Genomic DNA, 17,077 nt, shown 5'->3' on the forward strand with positions numbered 1-17,077 from the left:
TCATAAGAATAAGGTGGTCAGATTGCCCCGATTTGCTCACCCACGGCAATCGCCTGTTCTGCCAATCGGATGGCCGAGGCTCGGGAGCGGGCTCCGCAGATGAAACCGCTCGGATGGCAAAAGACGCCATCCGGGATGCCTGCGGCCTTGGAGAAGGCCTCCTCCTGCAGGCCTCGCCAAGATTCCGGCAGGGACAGCCGTTGTCCGAAGGAATTGGGCTCCGGAGGAATCGTGCGGCAGTACCAAGAGGTAGAATCCTCGTTCGGGTAGATGACGAAGAGCAGATCCGCCAGGCCACCGTCGAATACTGCTTTCTCCCAGGGCAGCTTTCGATCGAGCACGATCATGCGCGGATCTTTCGTCTCACGCGCCGCCGCTGTCACGAAGGACACGGCTTTAGCCTCCGCATAGGCCTGGCGGCAGGCTCGCTGCAGAATGCCGTGCGCCACGTCAGCCGCCTCCGCGAATGCTTCATCATAGGTTTGAGTGCTGTCCCAAGTGGGGTTGAATGCTTCGATCAGGAAGGCAAGATGCCCTGGGCATGCGGACGAGACGCCGTTGTCGGCGAGATCGATGGTAAGGATGAGCCCTCCATCAATATCTTGCCAGACGGCCTCGCGCGTATCGTCGCCCATTTCCGGCACGAATCGGTCGAGAGCCTGACGCCCATATTCGCGCCAGATCAGGCCGACCGAGCTGTAGGGCGTGCCATCCTCGCGGCGCGGCAGGTCGCGCATATGGTGATCATAGCGCTTCCCCGCAGGATCATAGACGCCGCCCACGTCGAACACGATATCGGCTGCAGCAATCAGAGCAGGGTCGCGGGTGCGGATGAAATCGAAATCCCCAAGGGCGACGCGCAGGACAGTGGAGGCGAACACGTCATCCGCATGGAATGTTCCGCTATGGGTGACGACCTTCATGCTTCCCGTCCCGTCCAATCAAAACTCTTGTCGACTCCTCAGGAGCCAAGCTGTGGCGAGGCATATAACCCTATCACAAAGGCGCAGAACAGGGCCGACATACCTGAATAGCGTCTTTCTTGCCTTTATCTGAACCTTTCTTTCGAGTTAGGGCAGCCAGAAGGCCGGCCACCATCACTTGACCTTGCCATGGTAGGAAGGTCTAGACAGCCGAGGATCTTGGTTTACTGAGAAGATCCGAACATGCATCGCTTCCACATTCCAGGCATGACCTGCGGCGGCTGCCTCGGGGCTGTGACAAAGGCAATCCAGAAGCTCGATCCGCAAGCGCGTATCGAAGGTAAGCTTGAAAACCGCACGATCACGGTCGCAACCGACAAGGCCGAAGCCCCCCTGCTCAACGCTCTGGAGAAGGCTGGATACCCAGCTCAAGCCGTCTCCGGCGATAGGTGAAGCTACGGCCTTATCTCTTTCTGGTGCAGCCCTTGCACCTCACATTCCCTCTATTCTTAGGAGATCGATCATGATCCTACGCTCTTTGATCATGGCCGCCAGCATTATGGCGCTTCCGACGCTCGTATTCGCGCAAGGAGTCTCCCATAGTGGCCATTCCACGCCGATGCAGACGCAGCACTCCACGGACACGCCGGCCACGAAGGGTTACCGCGAAGCCAACGCGAAGATGCACCGCAATATGGACATCCCTTATACCGGCGACTCTGATGCAGACTTCGTACGCAGCATGATCCCGCATCACCAGGGTGCCATCGACATGGCGAAAGTCGCTCTTCAGAATGCCAAGGACGAGCAGGTTCGCAAATGGGCAACCGACGTGATCCGCGAGCAGGAGCGCGAGATTGCGGAGATGCAGGCCTGGCTGAAGAAGAAGGGTGTACAGTAAACCGCAATAGCCGGGCCTTGAGCCCGGCCTTTTTGTCTCAGGTGTGCTCGTGAAGAGCCTGAGCTTCGGCCTTGCTCTCGAAGAGATGAGGCCGCACGCGGGGGGTGAGCACCTGCCCTGGCAGATGCGACACCTGGCGTGCCGATGCCGATGAATCCCGACGTACAGACGATGTCGACGCTCTGAATCGGGGCGATCGTCTCTGTCCCGCGGCGATCTTATCACGCATGGCCTCTCTTCTCTCTTTGAGACCCGTTTCCTCACCAAGCTTCCAACGCATTGTGATAATTGATGTCTTTTGACGATCAGCCCGCCCTCGCCTTGGCAGTGTCAATATGACCATGGAGCGTGTAGAGGATGGTTGCTGCGCACTTGTGGGGAGTACCATGCTTCGAACGAGAGGGCTCGTGCGTTAACGGGTATCCCTTGCGGGCGACAGGAAAGGAAAAACCATGTTCACGCTTACAATCAGCGACAAGCCGATTGCCATCACCAATGCCGATGAGGAGGAAGCCCGCGAACTCCTCATGAGCGACGATTTCAAGGAAGATCTCAAGTACTTGGAAAGCGAAGGCGCTCCCATCTGGGACGGCATTGCCACTCTCAATATCCGACCTGCCACCGAAGAGGAAAAGGCCGAATTCGAGGGGGCGGATTTCGACGATGAAGAGGACGAGGACGACGATGAGGAGGATGGTCCCTATATCATGTTCCTGGTCGACGTGACGGACCCAGATGAGGCTGACGAGGACTAAGTCCTTTCTTTTAAAGTAGCTTTTAAGAAAGCCGAGCCCGCTTGTTCCGGGCTCGGCAACCAGGACGCGGCGTTCCAATTCTTGGACGAGACACCTCCCCCTTTACGTTCTTGACCTTGCCATGGTGGGAAGGTGCAGACCATGAGCGACGTGGCTTAATGGAGTTCAACCATGCGGTCCAACCTGACGATCAGCCGGAGGGCGTTGCTGACAGCCCTCATCGCTTCCCCCATCGCGATGCGGACAGCCTCGGCGGAGGCCTTGCCGAAGATGATGGTGACGAAGGATCCGACCTGCGGATGTTGCGGCGCCTGGGTGGAGCATGTCCGCTCAGCAGGCTTTACGGTCGAGGTTGTTGAATCGCCGGAGATGAACCGCGTGAAGGCGCGCCTCGGCGTGCCGCAGGATCTGGCCTCCTGCCATACGGCAGAGATCGGCGGCTATGTGATCGAGGGTCATGTGCCTGCGGACTCGATCAGGCGCCTTCTCGCGGAGAAGCCCGGCGCTAAGGGGCTTGCCGTTCCCGGCATGCCGGCAGGCTCGCCTGGAATGGAGGTTTCAGGGATGGAGCCTGAAACCTTCGACGTGGTGCTCTTCGGCCCCTCGGGCCGGCGATCCTTCGCCCGCTACCAAGGTGGCAGACCGGCCTGACGTGCACGGGAACACGGGAGGAGCCGGGCCGTTGGGCCTTCATGTCCTGGCTTGTCCAACCCCGCCTCGTGAACGCCCCCTTCAGTGACCCAGGCGTCTATCTCGACTTTCGGTACGGCCGTCGGGCGATCCTCTTCGACCTGGGCGATGTGAGCCTGCTGTCCTCGCGCGAGTTGCTGCGGGTGAGCCATGTCTTCGTCTCGCATACGCATGTGGACCACATTGCAGGTTTCGACCGCCTGTTCCGTCTCTGCCTGCATCGGCCCTCGCCGCTCATTCTGATCGGGCCGCCGACTTTCATAGATCAGATCGAGCACCGCATCCGCAGCTTTACCTGGAACCTGCTGGATGAGGACTCCGTCGATTTCTGCCTGTGTGCGATGGATTACGACGGCGTTCGCCTGATGAAGACTGCAGAATTTCACGCCCGCGAGGCCTTCGCTCGACGCGATGTGCAGGCGCCGAATTTTCCAGAAGGCATGGCATGGATGGAGGCTGATTTCAGGATCGAGGCCGTTGCCCTCGACCATGGCATTCCCTCCCTCGCTTTTGCCTTGAAGGAGGTCATGCAGGTCAATGTCTGGCGCGATGTGCTCGCCGAAATGGGGCTTCCACCCGGACCATGGCTCAATGAGGCGAAGCGTGCCATCCGTCGCGGGCTGCCGGATGATCACCCAATCTCGGTTTCAGATCATGAAACAATCAGGCTGGGAGACCTGAAACACCGCGCCCTGCGCATCGCTCCGGGACAGGTGGTCGCCTATGTCACCGATGCGTCTCCGCATGCGGCAAACCGCGCCAAGATCGTGCAACTCGCCGACAAGGCTGATCAGCTCTTCATCGAGGCGGTGTTTCTGGAAAAAGACCGGCACCTCGCTGAAGCCGCACATCATCTCACCGCCTGGGAAGCAGGCATGATCGCCCGAGAAGCTGGCGTCCGGTACGTGACGCCGTTCCATCACTCCGCCCGCTATCTCAGTGAGCCCGATGTTCTGAGGCAGGAATTGTTCGAGAGCTTCAGACCAAGGGAAGCGCAGTCCTTGATCGTCTGAGGCCGCTCACCGCGTAGCGAACACAGCCTCATGGATCTGCTCCGGTTCGGGCCTCTTGCCGGACTGGAATCTCAGCACGCGATAGCCACAGGATTTGAGGATCTGGTCGCGCCTGGCGTCCCGCTTTGCATCATGGGAGCGGTCGTCGAGCTCGATCACGGCAATCACCTCTAGGTCCCTGGCGATGACCCAATCGACGCGCATGTTGGAGATCTGCTTGAACGCAATCCAGAACGTGCGGCTGCCTTCCTTGGCGTCGGGCCGCAGGAGGGCCAGGATCGGCACCTGAGGCCAGATCTCGCAGTCGGGAAACGCCGCCAGCAGGCGCTGGTAGAACTCTCTCTCATTGGCCGTCATGATCGGCGTGCGGCGATAGCGCACGCGGCGCGCCCAGATCAGCGCAACGATGAGCGCCAGAGCGAGCAGGACAATGCCGGCGAGCCATGTCCAGGACATGTTTTCGATGATCATGCGACCCGCCCCTCTCGTGGCCTCCAACCAGGCTCCATGAAACCGAGCCGTATAGTCCTGCGTCTTCTTATTGCCAGGTTAAAGTTTTGGGGAGAGTGAAGATGGACCTCAATCGTCGCGCCTTTGTCTTAGGTCTCCCGGCTGCCGCAGTTTGCTCCACACTGCCTACCGGTTCGGGCCTTGCGCAGCTGGCGTTGTCGCGCTCGACCTATCAGGCGATATACGCGCCGATCGATGACGATCTCTATCCGATCCCCGGCATCGACCTCTCGAAGATCAACCAGAATTACCTGCGCAAGGTCGTCCCGTACGAGACGAGCGAAGCGCCCGGAACGATCGTGATCGATCCTCGGAGCCGCTATCTCTACCTCGTGCTGCGCGACGGCATGGCGGTCCGCTACGGCGTCGGTGTGGGTCGCTCCGGCTTCAGCTGGTCCGGCACAGCGATGATCAAGGACAAGCAGGAATGGCCGGATTGGTATCCACCCAAGGAGATGTTCGGGCGCCAGCCTGAACTGATGGAGCAGATGGCCGAATTGCCTGGTGGCACCGGAATGCCGGGCGGGCCCGGCAATCCTCTCGGCGCCCGCGCCATGTATCTCTGGCAGGGCAACAAGGACACGCTTTATCGCATCCATGGCACCTTCGAGCCCTGGACCATTGGCACCAATGTTTCGTCCGGATGCATCCGCATGATCAATCAGGACGTGATCGATCTCTACAATCATACTCCTCTCGGAACGAAGGTCGTGGTTCTCGGCTCTGCAGGATCCAAGCGTAACCAAGCGGCATCCCGATCCTGAGAACGAAGTATTAAGCCTATTTTTGCCATGGTTGACCGCCACACCTGTCGCAAGGGTAGCGGGATAAAAGCAACATGCGGGACATCATGGCCCGACCGGAACGGTCGCTTGGCAAGCATACGACACCACGTGTGCTGGCGAACAACTGCAAGCAAGCCAGGAAAAACATCCTGAAGATTACATATCTTCTTGCTGGTGCTGCCGGGCTTGCTGCCATGATGCCATGGAATACGGCAGTGCGCGCGGATGGCGAAACGCGAACCCTGAGCTTCGTTCATACCCATCGGCAGGACAGCACCACCATCACCTTCCGGCGGAACGGCCAGTATGACGAGCAGGCCCTGAGCCAGCTCAACTGGTTCCTGCGCGACTGGCGCAACGACAAGCCCGCTCGCATGGACCCGCGCCTGTTCGATGTGCTCTGGGAGGTCTATCGCGAGTCAGGATCGCGGCAGCCCATCCATATTATCTCATCCTATCGCTCCCCTGAGACCAACGCAGCCCTGCGGCGTCGGTCGAGCGGCGTCGCCGAGAACAGCCAGCACATGCTCGGCAAGGCCATGGACATTCGCCTGCCCGACGTTCCCACCGAGCGTCTCCGCGAGATTGCCATGCGTATGCAATATGGCGGCGTCGGCTATTATGCATCCTCCGATTTCGTGCATGTCGATACGGGTAACGTACGTGCTTGGCCACGCATGTCGCAGCAGCAACTTGCACGCCTTTTCCCTGACGGGAACACTGCTCACCTTCCTGCCAACGGCAGGCCGCTTCCTGGCTATGAACAGGCCAGGGCTCAGATCGCTGCCCGTAACGCTGCCCTTGCCACCCAGGCCTCGGCGGGTGGTGGCTCCATCGGTACTCTGCTGGCCAATGTCTTTGGACGTAAGACGCCGGCACAACCGCCAGCGCCCGTTCAGGAGCCGACGGTGGTTGCCTCCGTGGCGCCTGAGATCAAGGCGCAGCCAGTTCCGCTGCCGCCGCAGCGGCCACAGGACGCAGCCATCGAGACCGCAAGCATCGAGGCACCGTTGCCGCCTGCCAGGATCGCGCTGGCCCCGGCTTCTGCCAATAAAGCAGTCGTCTCTTTCGAGCCTATTCTGGGTTTCAACGTGAAGGCCGCCGTAAAGTCGCTCTTCGAGCCCAAGACCGCCCTGCTCGATACGGGCTTCTCTTCCGGCGCGCTGGATGACCTAAGCCACACGCGCTTCAGCGGCCCCGCAATCAAGCCCGTTCCGCGACTTGAGCAGGAGCCGTCCCCTCGTAGCATGTGGGCAAAGGCTGGCTAGAGCCGTTTCCACTTGCGTGGAATCCGCTCTCTTCCTTGTGCTGCGCATTTTCTGATTGCGAACCGGATCCACTTCGCCGGAAAATGCTCTAGCTCGCTGTTGCAAAGATGATCAGTGAGAACACGGCGAGGGCGAGCATTCCGGCGGCTGCGATCATCCAAGGAGAGGAAGAGGTTTCCTCCGTTTCGGTTTGACGCGGCTCAGGGAGACCGGGCCTCGTCGGCTGCAGGGGCTTTGCCTTGGAGGACTTGCGGCTGGTGCGAGGCCCCGGGAAGGGAATGATCTCCGCGCTCCGGCGCGGCATCGCCATGGGCTTCGGATGAGGCGAGAGCAAACTTTCCTCAAGCTCGACCGGAACGCCTGTCTCCTCCAGATGAACCACGACCAGCGCGATCTCTTCTGCGCTCATGCTCTCGACGGGAAGGCTCGCTCGAAGATCTTCGGTCGTGAGATGTCCCCTCTCGCGCCCGAGGGAGATCAGACGGTCCAAGGTATTACTATCGAGTGCCGGCTGCATGAGGACATGACCTCAACGTTTGACAAGGCTTGTGAGCTTAACGCGGCAATCTCGTAAGGTGTTGCACCGGCTCTGCATCCGTCCGGCAACATTTTTTGAGGACAGGCTCTCTCGGGCTCCCGAGCGCTTCAGTTCTTCGTCGCGTTGGAGGCTTCCTTGAGTGCCTCCTTCTGCTGCCGAACCTGTTCGGAAAGCTGCTCGGCGATGGCTGCCAGTCGAGCGGCCGCCACTTCCTTGCCGAGCACCTCGACCTGACCGGCCAGTCCCACGGTCAGGAGAGACTCGAAAATGATGTCGGCAGGCAGGCCCTTCTTGATCAGCTCGATGGCGAGCTTCTGCCATTGATCGGCCAGCTGGATGCGGAGGGTAGCGTTGTCGTCGGTCATAAATCGATCCATACACGATCCGGCAGGGTCTGTCCTGGGCAATTGTGCCAGAACTCAGAGCTGTCACTCAGCTTACATAGAACCGTTCTAAGGCGATTGGGTCCCTCATGATGGAGAAGCCCAATGGACGAGCACAAGGTTCGCCTTCGCGCCAGCGAGTTGGAAGATTCTGGCGATGTCGGTATCAACCCGACGGAAAACCTCACCATGGGCGAGATCATCGCCACGCGCTTCAACAGGCGCGATCTCCTGCGCGGCTCGCTTGCCATTGCCGCCATCTCGGCGACAGTCGGCACGCGCGCTCTGGCCGCGAACGAGCAGCCAGCAAAGAAGCCGATGGCAGCCTCCTTCGACTTCAAGGAAATCGAGGCCGGTGTCGACCAGACCCACCATGTGGCGGAAGGCTATGATGCCCAGGTACTCCTGCGCTGGGGCGACCCGATCTTCGCCGATGCCCCCGAATTCGACCCCATGAATCAGACCGCAGAGAAGCAGGCGCGTCAGTTCGGCTACAACAGCGACTTCATCGGCTTTATCCCGCTCAATGGCTCGGCCGATCACGGCCTGCTCGTGGCGAACCACGAATATACCAACGAGGAGCTGATGTTCCCGGGTGTCGGCATTCAGGATTCCAAGGATGCGAACTTCGGCAAAATGACCAAGAAACTGGTGGATATCGAGATGGCGGCCCATGGCGGTGCCGTGGTCGAAATCCGCCGCGTCAACGGCAAATGGGAGGTGGTGAAGGACTCCAGGTACAACCGCCGTATCACCGCCGAGACGCCTATGGAGATCGCCGGTCCGGCTGCCGGCCATGACCGGATGAAGACCTCCGCCGATGCCACCGGCCGCAAGGTGAACGGCATGGTCAACAACTGTGCCGGCGGCGTGACACCCTGGGGCACTTGGCTGAGCTGCGAAGAGAACTTCAACGGCTATTTCTGGGGCAAGCTCGCCGACGACCATGCCGAGACGAAAAACCACAAGCGCTACGGCATCGGGACACCAGCCTATGCCTGGGGCAAGTTCTATGATCGCTTCGATCTGACGAAAGAGCCCAACGAGGCAAACCGCTTCGGCTGGGTGGTGGAGATCGATCCGTTCGATCCGAACTTCGTGCCCAAGAAGCGCACTGCGCTCGGCCGCACCAAGCATGAAGGCGCGGCCGGCATCACGAACAGCGACGGCCGCTACGTGGTCTATCTCGGTGACGACGAACGCTTCGACTATGTTTATAAATTCGTCACAGCCGGCAAGGTCGACACGCAGAACCGGGCTGCCAATTTCGGCCTCCTCGACGAGGGCACCCTCTATGTCGCCAAATACAATGCGGACGGCACGGGCACCTGGCTGCCGCTCGTTCACGGCCAGGGACCGCTCACCGAGGCCAATGGTTTCAAGAGCCAGGCCGACGTGTTGATCGAGACCCGCCGCGCGGCCGACCTTCTCGGCGCGACCAAGATGGATCGTCCCGAGGACATCGAGGCGAACCCGCAGACCAACCGCGTCTACGTCATGCTGACGAACAACACCCGGCGCAAGGACGACCAGGTAGACGCAGCCAACCCACGCGCCAATAACGCCTTCGGGCATATCGTCGAGATGATGCCGGAAGGCGGCAACCACGCTGCCACGAACTTCACGTGGGAAGTCCTGGTGAAGTGCGGCGATCCGTCTGTTGCCTCGGTCGGCGCGACCTTCTCGTCCGAGACCACCAAGAACGGCTGGTTCGGCATGCCGGATAATTGCACCATCGACAGCCAGGGCCGCCTCTGGATCTCCACCGACGGCAACAATGCCAAGGCAACGGGTCGTGCTGACGGTCTCTGGGCCCTCGAAACCGAGGGAGAGAAGCGCGGCACCTCGAAGCACTTCTTCCGCGTGCCGGTCGGCGGCGAGCTGTGCGGTCCCTTCTTCACGCCGAACGACGAGTCTCTTTTCCTCGCCGTGCAGCATCCCGGCGAGGCGGAGGAAGGCGCGACATCGACCTTCGAGAATCCGATCACCCGCTGGCCGGACTTCAAGGACAACATGCCGACCCGTCCCTCGATACTCGTCATCACCAAGCAGGGCGGCGGCAAGATCGCCTGATCTGCACGACACTCAATCTCAATCGGCAAAGGAGCCCTTGCGGCTCCTTTGTTCGGTTCAGGAGCAGACGCGGCTCAGTCTTACGACTGCGCAACGCGATTATTTCTGAGAGGGGGAAGTGGCGCGGGCGACGGGGCTCGAACCCGCGACCTCCGGCGTGACAGGCCGGCACTCTAACCGACTGAGCTACGCCCGCGCATTTCGTCATCATCGCGTTCGGCCAAGGCCTTGATTTCTGCGATGGAGGCGCGCTCGTACCGGTGATTTGGCGGGCTGTCAAATGTTGTTTTCGCCATCCACAGCCCTGACCGGCTTTCCCGGACAATAATCCTCTCAATCAATCCCGTGTACTGACGGAAAACAATTCGTGCCCTGCCCCGTTCAGCACGCGCACGACCTCGATCTCGGGATCGCGAGATTGCGGGCGCCGGGCGAGTGCGAAGACCTTGAGAGCGCGCTCCTTCGCCTTCTCCAGAGAATCGGTGCGGACCATGATACGGCGGACAACCCCGCCGCCTGCCTCTTCTGAGGCAACGGTCTCGATGCGGTAGATTTCAATCACGAAGGAGCAACTCCACTTGGATTTGGATTTGGCTCCATATCACGCCCTCAGGCGCTGGAGCTTGTCGAATTTCTTGATCAGGCGGTCCCGCTTCAGCTTCGACAGGCGGTCAATCCAGAAGATCCCGTCGAGCTGGTCGATCTCATGCTGGTGACAGACGGCCATCAGCCCATCCGCCACCTCCTCATGCTCCATACCATCGAGATCCTGGTAACGCACCCGCACCTGGGCATGCCGTTCGATCTCGTCGGTCACGCCGGGCATCGAGACGCTTCCCTCCACGTGATGGATCATCTCAGGCGAGAACCAGACGATCTGCGGATTCACGAAAACATGCGGCGAAGCATCCGTTTCGAGCTGGATCACCACGAGACGCCTGAGCACCCCGATATGGGAAGCCGTGATCCCGATGCCAGGAGCTGCCCGCATCGTGTCCGTCAGATCCTGCGCAAGCGTGCGGAGTTCATCGTCAAAAGCGACGATCGGCTCGGCCTTGAGGCGCAGACGCGGATCGGGAAAGCGGACGACAGGACGGATCGCCACGGGCAAGCTCCTATGCTTGAGATGTCTTATTTGTAGCGCCCGCCGCGCTGCAGCACTTCGATCTTGTAGCCGTCCGGATCCTGGATGAAGAAGAATTTCGCCAGGAGCTTGCCCTGATGCATGAATTCCTTGATCGGCAAAGGATTGAGACCAAGGCCAGACAGACGGGCATGCTCCGCCTCCAGGTTATCGACCGACACGGCAAGGTGCCCATAGCCGTCGCCCAGGGCACAAGGTTCGATTCGATCATGGTTGATCGTCAGCTCAACCTCGAACTCGCTCTCCGAATTGCTCAGATAGACCAGCGTGAAGCCATCGAAACCAAGCCGCTCCGTGACCTCGAGGCCGAAAGCCTTGCTGTAGAAATCCAGGGAGCGTTGCTCGTCCAGGACCCGGATCATGGAATGAATGGCTTTAGCCATGAGGAAGACCTCGTTGCGGATATAAGTCTTGGGAAGCAAAAAGCGCCTGAACGATAAAGATGTTTGCTGTCAGAGCACATAGTCGAGAAAACGTGAACCTGCCAAGCTGTCGGGAGCTTCTAAGTCAAGGAACCTTGGTTCATTCCGAATTCTTGACTTGGCACGGAGGCATCACACCCGCAACCCCTTATCGCCTCCGCCAACTTCCAAGCCCCGTTCAGCCCGCGTTGGAACGGGGCTTTTTCGTGGGGCTCACTTTTCCAGCATTTCGGCAATGGCGCGGATGCGGTTGCGTACATAATCGGGCAGCCCGGCACTGATGGAGTTGCCGGTGTTGAAGGAGCTTTTGCCCATGAGCACCTGTATCGGGATCAGGTTGCGCAGAACAGGCACGTTCGCGAACTCCTTCTTCTGCTGCAGAACATCGGTCTCGATGCCCAGGGCCATGAAAACGGTTGCGACCGTTTTCGCGCGATCCGCCGGATGCGGCTGCAGTACGGCGAGCAGCTTGCCGAACTGCATCACCTGATTCACGTCGAAGAGCGCCTGCTCCAGCACTCCTGCCACAGGCGCATCGATATTGGTGAGCTTGGCCAGCCCCGCCTGATCGATCTCCTGCTGCGGCAGAACGCGGATCTCGGTTTGAAATTCCATGAACTCCGAGATTTTCTTGCCCCCCTCCTCCAGCTTGTTGGCGAGACGAATACCAACCGGCAACCGTCCTTCAAGCGGGTATCGAGACTCAATGCAGAGGCTCTGCGGAGCCTCGCACCAGCGCCGGTCGGGGTTGCGGTTGTGAGCGCTTTTCGGATCGGTGTTGGGGCGAGCCTGTTCGGCCGTGATGCGGCGATGCTTGATGGAAGGATCGATCTTTTCCAGCATATCGAGACTGGCGAACCGATTGAGATCGATGGCGTCTGCAGGCTTTCCGACCAGGAAACGCGTTTTCACCACATACATGTGGAGCTTTTCGGTATAGGGCTTCTCGATCCCGTGGACGGAGACCTTGATCGTCGGCTCTACATAGCTCGGAAAGAGGCTCAAGAAGCGCTTTTCCTGGGGCAGTTCCCGCGCCCAGTCCTCAAACCGCATGAGGCCCGATTCACCATCACCGATTTTGTGGCCGCTGCCGTCACTGAACAAGATCGTCCTCGGCTTCAGCTGCGCAAGGGGGACAGCGGTGACCGAGGACACCTCCTCCACGCGAAACTCCTCAGCCTGAGCGACGGATAGAGAAAAGGCAGCCAGGGCAATCACGCTCCAGCGCAATGAACAAAGTGCTTTCATCAATAAACCCGTCGATAGCCCCAGGGAAAATCCGGATCGACCCGGCGCGGTCTTGGACGAGGCTCATCCTCCCACCACCAGCGGAAACCCGGCTCGGCGCGCCGTTGAGGAGGAGCGCTCTGACGGAGAGAATCCAGCCAGCTCTGCCCTTGTGAGTAAGGAGCTTCATCATAAGAGCCGTATCCGCCGCTCTCATCCCCATCACTCCAGGGATCGGGATTGCGCAGGGCATAGACCTCTTCCTGTGGCACGAGGCGGTACTGCGTGTCACTGAGGCGTCCGAACCAGTTCAGCCGGAAATACTCGTTGAATGCTCCTCGCCGCCCATCCGTCACCCGATCGCCCGTATTGATGTCGATCGGCATCGCGATCAGCTGCTTGGCGGCCTGAGGCGATGGCGGGCTCAAGGGAGATTTCGGAATATGGTGCTGCCAGGCGGCTTCCACGATGTCCTTGAAGATCGGAGCCGCCACCTTTGCGCCGGTCTGCCCACGTCCGAGCGTGCGGCGCTTGCCGTCTGCGTTGTCGTGCCCCACCCAGACAGCCACCGTCACATCATTCGTGAAGCCGACGAACCAAGCATCGTTTTCGTTATCCGAAGTACCCGTCTTACCGGCTGCATAAGGCGCAAGAGACTTCAGATTGCGGGCCGTGCCTCGCTCCAGCACGCCTTGGAGCATGGTCTTCAACTGGAAAAAAGCTGCGGCATCTGCGGAGCCAAGCCGCACCAACCCTTGCGCCTTGCGGCTATAGATGGGATGCCCTTGCTCTTCGATGCTCTCAAACGCATGAGGCACCGGCATCGCACCCTCATTCGCGATGCCAGCATAGAACGCCGCGAGATCCAGGATCCGCACTGGCTGCGCGCCGAGCACGAAGGGATAATGCGGAGTGCACTCCAGATAGAGCTGTGCCTCCAAGGCCAGATCGCAGACATCCTGAAGACTTTTCGCCGGATCGGATTCGATGCCGCCATCGAGCAGACGGGCCGTCACCAGATTCTTCGAATTCTCCAATGCCCGGCGCAAGGTGACGATGCCGCCCCCGCCGCCATCGTAATTCTTCGGTCGCCAGTAATCCTGTGCCCGCACATTTGGGCCAGGGTTCACGGGCGGCAGGGTGACGGGTGCATCCCAGACCAGCGTGTTCGGCTGCAATCCTTTCGAGAGAGCGGCGAGATAGGTGAGCGGCTTGAAGGCGGAACCAGGCTGGCGATGCGCTTGGGTCACACGATTGAGCTGACTCAACGGATAGGAGAAACCACCCACCATTGCGAGAATGCGACCGGTCTTGTTTTCCAGAACAACCGCCCCGCCCTGTACCGTTGGCGGCACGCGCAGATCGGCGCGCACAGTTCCCTTACCCTTTTGCTCGGTGATGCGCACACGCACGACATCATACAGCTTCAAATCGCGACGGGCCGCCTCCCAGGCATTAAGAGGGAGAATACGTCCATCGGCGAGCCCGACGCGCAGAACATTCGCCCCAGTCTTCTTGTCCCTGCCCTTCTCGATGACAACGGCAGCCGGCCATTGCACGTCATACAGAGGAAGGCGCACAGCCTCCAAAGCTCTGCGCCAGGCAGGTGCCGTCCCATCGACATTCTTGTCATCCAGTGTCTTGATGGCATCGGCGAGATTAGCCTCCGCCGCCAGGAAACGCTGGCGGCCGATGCTCAACTCGTATCGAGCCAGCCCCTCCTGCAAAGCCGCCTCGGCCGCCTGCTGCAAATCAGGGTTGATCGTGGAGCGCACGGTATAGGAACCGGCGGTGAGGTTCTCGATACCCGCGAGCGTGCGTGCATCGCGGCTCAGGTGATCGACGAAATAAAAACCGCTGTCACGGCGCGGACGCTGGTAAGCAACGCGCGGCGGCAAGGATGCAATCGCCTGCTGCACCTGATCGGCATTGAGAAAGCCATCCTCCTGCATGCGGCTCAGGACATAGGCCATACGCTCCCGCGCCCGTTCGGGTTGCGTATCGGGATTGTAGTAGTTCGGCCCCTTCGCAAGGCCTGCGAGAAGCGCCCCTTCTGCCACGGAAAGGGCTTTGGCGCTTTTTCCGAAATAGCTTTGAGCCGCCATCTCGATGCCCCAGGACGTGCGCCCGAGATAAATGGAGTTGAGATAGACCTCCAGGATCTCCGCCTTGCTCAGCGTCCGCTCAATGCGGGACGCAACGATCATTTCGCGCATCTTGCGCTCATAGGTGACGTCGTCGCCCACCAGCAGGTTCTTGGCGACCTGTTGTGTGATGGTCGAACCGCCGGCCGGTCGGGTAGGATCGGAGAGATTGTTCATGAAGGCACGGATCACACCGCGCTCGTCGACGCCCTTGTGCTGATAGAAGCGCTTGTCCTCCGCCGAGACGACGGCCTGCTGCACGGATTTGGGAATCTCCGACAGCGGAACCCAGATGCGCCGGTGGTCGGGTTCGTAGATCTCGGCAAAGCGTCGGCCGTTGCCATCGAGGATCACGCTGACGCCCGGCAACTTGAGGCCTTTCAGCTTTCCCGCATCGGGGAGATCGGCCACTGCATCGTTGTAATAGGTAATCACCTCGCCGAGATCGACAGGCGAAGGCTCTACCTTCTCGTTCTTGCAGAACTGGCGGTAGCTCGCATGCAGGTCGTTGAAGCTTAACCCCTGGAGCATCTTGAGGTCGCCCGTCACCGCTTGCGGATCGTCCATCGCGGTTACGATCAGATCGTCGAGGTTGATGTCCTCGATGTTGAAGGCGCGGCGCATATGCGTACAGCCGCTTTTCAGGATCTCGGCCACCTCCTCCCGGTCCTGCACCGGATCGAAGGACGTCTTCACCGTGTCCGGGTCCACCAGAACCTGACTCAAGGTCAGAGCCGTTGCGAAAATCTTGACGAGGATTGCGCTCATTCCGCCGCCATCATCGAATGATTATACTCCTTTTAAAGCCTAACTCGCGACAAAACGGGCCCGATGCGCCCGGCCCGTTCACATTGTCGGAAGCAAGCTGAATGAAAGCTGGATAGTGCGGCTGTTTTAGGACTGGCATCAGGCTCCATATGGAGCGAAGCGCCACGCTTCCCAGCCTTATGGAGGTGCTTTTGTGCCCTAGCCGCGCCCGACGAAAGGCATCTTGGTCGCCATCACGGTCATGTTGAGGACATTGGCGTTCAAGGGCAGGCTCGCCATGTAGACGACAGCCTCCGCCACATGGACGGGATCGATGGTAGGTTCTGCCATCACCGTGCCGTTCGGCTGCAGGATTCCGCTTGCAATCCTGGCAGCCATGTCGGTCGCTGCGTTTCCGATATCGATCTGCCCGCATGCGATGTCGTAGGCGCGCCCATCCAGAGACGTGGATTTCGTCAGGCCAAGAACGGCATGCTTCGTTGCCGTGTATGGCGCGGAGAAGGGGCGCGGTGCATAGGCCGAGACCGAGCCGTTGTTGATGATGCGCCCGCCCCTTGGATCCTGGTCCTTCATGATCCTGAACGCCTCCTGGGTGCAGAGGAATGTGCCGGTCAGGTTCGTATCGACGACGCTCTTCCATTGCTCCAGGGTGAGCTCCTCCAAAGGAACGGCTGGAGCCCCGATGCCTGCATTGTTCACCAGCAGATCAAGCCTCCCGAAGGTCTCCTTCACCTGCGAGAACAAAGCTTTGACCGAAGCGGGATCCGCCACGTCGGCGGGGACCAGAAGAGGCTCGCCGCCGATCTCCTCGGCTGCCTTTTCGAGCACATCTTTCCGCCGCCCTGCCATCACAACATTGTAGCCATCCTTCAGAAGGGCCGCGCAGATCGCCTTGCCCACTCCCGTTCCCGCTCCGGTGACAATGGCGGTCTTGGAATCTTTGCTCATGTTTTCCTCCTAATGGAACCGGCCAAGCTTTTTTGCGTTCGCATTCTGCCAATCGGAAAGGAGTCCGTCATGCGCAATCGTGTCCTAAGCTCGGCCGCTACCCTGGCTGTAATCGTTCTTCCCCTCGCCCTTGCCGCCTGTCAGAGCGGAACGACTGCGGGCGCCGCCGGCGGCGCCGTGACGGGCGCCATCGTAGGCGGTCCTGTCGGTGCCGCCGTAGGCGGCGTTGCTGGTGCTGCCGTCGGTACCGCGCTGTCTCCTGAGGAATCCACCCGTGTCCAAAGCTATGTGGTCACACAGCGTCGTCCGTCCATCCGCGTGGCAGATGAAGTTGTCGTCGGTCAGCCGCTCCCGCCGCGCGTACGTCTTTACCCTGTCCCGGAGCGGGTCGGCCTCGCGAACCCCTACAGCTATACCGTCGTGAACGACCGCACAGTTCTCGTCGATCCACAGACCCGCACTGTCGTGCAGGTGATCGAATAAAACTCGATCAACCAAGAATGGAAAAGGCGACTTACTCAAGTCGCCCTTTTTTCTTGTTCGTCATCAAACAGAAACTCAATCGTCCATCGACAGATGGTCGAT

The 17,077-nt window shown here is 60.0% G+C and carries 19 protein-coding genes and 1 tRNA gene; 9 read left to right on the plus strand and 11 right to left on the minus strand.

The genetic code is table 11. The annotated features are described in order from the left end of the window. Positions 1 to 17: 17 nt before the first annotated feature. Entirely contained in the window at positions 18 to 923 is a 906-nt protein-coding gene (locus tag ACUXUR_RS19635; RefSeq protein WP_445504048.1) for an MYG1 family protein, read from the minus strand. A gap of 243 nt (positions 924 to 1,166) precedes the next feature. On the opposite strand from ACUXUR_RS19635, the gene ACUXUR_RS19640 reads away from it, so the two are divergent. The 5 genes from ACUXUR_RS19640 to ACUXUR_RS19660 all read left to right on the plus strand — a co-directional run bounded on the left by ACUXUR_RS19640 (position 1,167) and on the right by ACUXUR_RS19660 (position 4,282). Further along, on the plus strand, positions 1,167 to 1,376 hold the full coding sequence (locus tag ACUXUR_RS19640) for a heavy-metal-associated domain-containing protein (protein WP_445504049.1): 210 nt from the start codon (positions 1,167 to 1,169) through the stop codon (positions 1,374 to 1,376). A 70-nt stretch (positions 1,377 to 1,446) separates the two neighbouring features. Then, positions 1,447 to 1,824 (plus strand): CopM family metallochaperone, encoded by a 378-nt coding sequence (gene copM / locus ACUXUR_RS19645; protein ID WP_445504050.1) that lies wholly within the window; start codon positions 1,447 to 1,449, stop codon positions 1,822 to 1,824. Between the two features lie 452 nt (positions 1,825 to 2,276). After that, positions 2,277 to 2,579, plus strand: a complete 303-nt coding sequence (locus ACUXUR_RS19650; protein WP_445504051.1) for a hypothetical protein — start codon at positions 2,277 to 2,279, stop codon at positions 2,577 to 2,579. Positions 2,580 to 2,750: 171 nt separating this feature from the next. After that, positions 2,751 to 3,230: a DUF411 domain-containing protein gene (locus tag ACUXUR_RS19655; protein WP_445504052.1), complete on the plus strand. Its 480-nt coding sequence runs from the start codon at positions 2,751 to 2,753 to the stop codon at positions 3,228 to 3,230. A 41-nt stretch (positions 3,231 to 3,271) separates the two neighbouring features. Beyond that, positions 3,272 to 4,282 (plus strand): ribonuclease Z, encoded by a 1,011-nt coding sequence (locus tag ACUXUR_RS19660; RefSeq protein ID WP_445504053.1) that lies wholly within the window; start codon positions 3,272 to 3,274, stop codon positions 4,280 to 4,282. Between the two features lie 6 nt (positions 4,283 to 4,288). Here the strand turns inward: ACUXUR_RS19660 and ACUXUR_RS19665 are convergent, their stop codons facing one another. Then, the gene (locus ACUXUR_RS19665) at positions 4,289 to 4,753 is read right to left on the minus strand and encodes a DUF2726 domain-containing protein (protein ID WP_445504054.1); all 465 of its coding nucleotides are present in this window, start codon (positions 4,751 to 4,753) and stop codon (positions 4,289 to 4,291) included. A 101-nt stretch (positions 4,754 to 4,854) separates the two neighbouring features. Between ACUXUR_RS19665 and ACUXUR_RS19670 the strand changes: the two genes are divergently transcribed. Next, complete coding sequence (locus ACUXUR_RS19670; protein WP_445504055.1) at positions 4,855 to 5,556, plus strand: L,D-transpeptidase; 702 nt, start codon at positions 4,855 to 4,857, stop codon at positions 5,554 to 5,556. 74 nt (positions 5,557 to 5,630) lie between these two features. Beyond that, positions 5,631 to 6,845, plus strand: a complete 1,215-nt coding sequence (gene mepK, locus ACUXUR_RS19675) for a peptidoglycan L,D-endopeptidase MepK (RefSeq protein ID WP_445504056.1) — start codon at positions 5,631 to 5,633, stop codon at positions 6,843 to 6,845. Positions 6,846 to 6,933: 88 nt separating this feature from the next. On the opposite strand, the gene ACUXUR_RS19680 is transcribed toward mepK, so the two are convergent. Both ACUXUR_RS19680 and ACUXUR_RS19685 read right to left on the minus strand, forming a co-directional pair. Then, positions 6,934 to 7,362: an RNA polymerase sigma factor region1.1 domain-containing protein gene (locus ACUXUR_RS19680; protein WP_445504057.1), complete on the minus strand. Its 429-nt coding sequence runs from the start codon at positions 7,360 to 7,362 to the stop codon at positions 6,934 to 6,936. A 128-nt stretch (positions 7,363 to 7,490) separates the two neighbouring features. Next, positions 7,491 to 7,748 (minus strand): hypothetical protein, encoded by a 258-nt coding sequence (locus ACUXUR_RS19685; protein ID WP_047189100.1) that lies wholly within the window; start codon positions 7,746 to 7,748, stop codon positions 7,491 to 7,493. 123 nt (positions 7,749 to 7,871) lie between these two features. Here ACUXUR_RS19685 and ACUXUR_RS19690 point away from each other — a divergent pair, with 123 nt between their 5' ends. Further along, positions 7,872 to 9,839 (plus strand): PhoX family protein, encoded by a 1,968-nt coding sequence (locus ACUXUR_RS19690; RefSeq protein ID WP_445504058.1) that lies wholly within the window; start codon positions 7,872 to 7,874, stop codon positions 9,837 to 9,839. 119 nt (positions 9,840 to 9,958) lie between these two features. Here ACUXUR_RS19690 and ACUXUR_RS19695 read toward each other — a convergent pair. The 7 genes from ACUXUR_RS19695 to ACUXUR_RS19725 form a co-directional block, all read right to left on the minus strand. Beyond that, positions 9,959 to 10,035 (minus strand) — tRNA-Asp (locus ACUXUR_RS19695). Between the two features lie 141 nt (positions 10,036 to 10,176). Beyond that, positions 10,177 to 10,401, minus strand: coding sequence for a hypothetical protein (locus tag ACUXUR_RS19700; protein WP_445504059.1), 225 nt, complete (start codon positions 10,399 to 10,401; stop codon positions 10,177 to 10,179). Between the two features lie 39 nt (positions 10,402 to 10,440). Next, positions 10,441 to 10,944, minus strand: a complete 504-nt coding sequence (locus ACUXUR_RS19705) for a peptide deformylase (protein WP_445504060.1) — start codon at positions 10,942 to 10,944, stop codon at positions 10,441 to 10,443. Between the two features lie 26 nt (positions 10,945 to 10,970). After that, complete coding sequence (locus ACUXUR_RS19710; protein ID WP_445504061.1) at positions 10,971 to 11,366, minus strand: VOC family protein; 396 nt, start codon at positions 11,364 to 11,366, stop codon at positions 10,971 to 10,973. A gap of 252 nt (positions 11,367 to 11,618) precedes the next feature. Further along, entirely contained in the window at positions 11,619 to 12,653 is a 1,035-nt protein-coding gene (locus ACUXUR_RS19715) for a hypothetical protein (RefSeq protein ID WP_445504062.1), read from the minus strand. Beyond that, complete coding sequence (locus tag ACUXUR_RS19720; protein ID WP_445504063.1) at positions 12,653 to 15,544, minus strand: penicillin-binding protein 1A; 2,892 nt, start codon at positions 15,542 to 15,544, stop codon at positions 12,653 to 12,655. Before ACUXUR_RS19720 ends, ACUXUR_RS19715 begins: the two co-directional genes overlap by 1 nt. A gap of 198 nt (positions 15,545 to 15,742) precedes the next feature. Beyond that, positions 15,743 to 16,492: an SDR family oxidoreductase gene (locus ACUXUR_RS19725; protein ID WP_445504064.1), complete on the minus strand. Its 750-nt coding sequence runs from the start codon at positions 16,490 to 16,492 to the stop codon at positions 15,743 to 15,745. Between the two features lie 69 nt (positions 16,493 to 16,561). On the opposite strand from ACUXUR_RS19725, the gene ACUXUR_RS19730 reads away from it, so the two are divergent. Continuing rightward, entirely contained in the window at positions 16,562 to 16,975 is a 414-nt protein-coding gene (locus ACUXUR_RS19730; protein WP_445504065.1) for a DUF1236 domain-containing protein, read from the plus strand. Positions 16,976 to 17,077: the final 102 nt, after the last annotated feature.

It is taken from the genome of Microvirga medicaginis (assembly GCF_052658925.1).

What these genes read in the sequence shown, in the direction of transcription:
- ACUXUR_RS19640 (WP_445504049.1), top strand. Translation starts at nt 1,167, where the DNA reads ATGCATCGCTTCCACATTCCAGGCATGACCTGCGGCGGCTGCCTCGGG.
- ACUXUR_RS19650 (WP_445504051.1), top strand. Translation starts at nt 2,277, where the DNA reads ATGTTCACGCTTACAATCAGCGACAAGCCGATTGCCATCACCAATGCC.
- ACUXUR_RS19730 (WP_445504065.1), top strand. Translation starts at nt 16,562, where the DNA reads ATGCGCAATCGTGTCCTAAGCTCGGCCGCTACCCTGGCTGTAATCGTT.
- ACUXUR_RS19685 (WP_047189100.1), bottom strand. Translation starts at nt 7,748, where the DNA reads ATGACCGACGACAACGCTACCCTCCGCATCCAGCTGGCCGATCAATGG.
- ACUXUR_RS19680 (WP_445504057.1), bottom strand. Translation starts at nt 7,362, where the DNA reads ATGCAGCCGGCACTCGATAGTAATACCTTGGACCGTCTGATCTCCCTC.
- ACUXUR_RS19715 (WP_445504062.1), bottom strand. Translation starts at nt 12,653, where the DNA reads ATGAAAGCACTTTGTTCATTGCGCTGGAGCGTGATTGCCCTGGCTGCC.
- copM (WP_445504050.1), top strand. Translation starts at nt 1,447, where the DNA reads ATGATCCTACGCTCTTTGATCATGGCCGCCAGCATTATGGCGCTTCCG.
- ACUXUR_RS19720 (WP_445504063.1), bottom strand. Translation starts at nt 15,544, where the DNA reads ATGAGCGCAATCCTCGTCAAGATTTTCGCAACGGCTCTGACCTTGAGT.
- ACUXUR_RS19655 (WP_445504052.1), top strand. Translation starts at nt 2,751, where the DNA reads ATGCGGTCCAACCTGACGATCAGCCGGAGGGCGTTGCTGACAGCCCTC.
- ACUXUR_RS19690 (WP_445504058.1), top strand. Translation starts at nt 7,872, where the DNA reads ATGGACGAGCACAAGGTTCGCCTTCGCGCCAGCGAGTTGGAAGATTCT.
- ACUXUR_RS19710 (WP_445504061.1), bottom strand. Translation starts at nt 11,366, where the DNA reads ATGGCTAAAGCCATTCATTCCATGATCCGGGTCCTGGACGAGCAACGC.
- ACUXUR_RS19670 (WP_445504055.1), top strand. Translation starts at nt 4,855, where the DNA reads ATGGACCTCAATCGTCGCGCCTTTGTCTTAGGTCTCCCGGCTGCCGCA.
- ACUXUR_RS19725 (WP_445504064.1), bottom strand. Translation starts at nt 16,492, where the DNA reads ATGAGCAAAGATTCCAAGACCGCCATTGTCACCGGAGCGGGAACGGGA.
- mepK (WP_445504056.1), top strand. Translation starts at nt 5,631, where the DNA reads ATGCGGGACATCATGGCCCGACCGGAACGGTCGCTTGGCAAGCATACG.
- ACUXUR_RS19635 (WP_445504048.1), bottom strand. Translation starts at nt 923, where the DNA reads ATGAAGGTCGTCACCCATAGCGGAACATTCCATGCGGATGACGTGTTC.
- ACUXUR_RS19660 (WP_445504053.1), top strand. Translation starts at nt 3,272, where the DNA reads ATGTCCTGGCTTGTCCAACCCCGCCTCGTGAACGCCCCCTTCAGTGAC.
- ACUXUR_RS19665 (WP_445504054.1), bottom strand. Translation starts at nt 4,753, where the DNA reads ATGATCATCGAAAACATGTCCTGGACATGGCTCGCCGGCATTGTCCTG.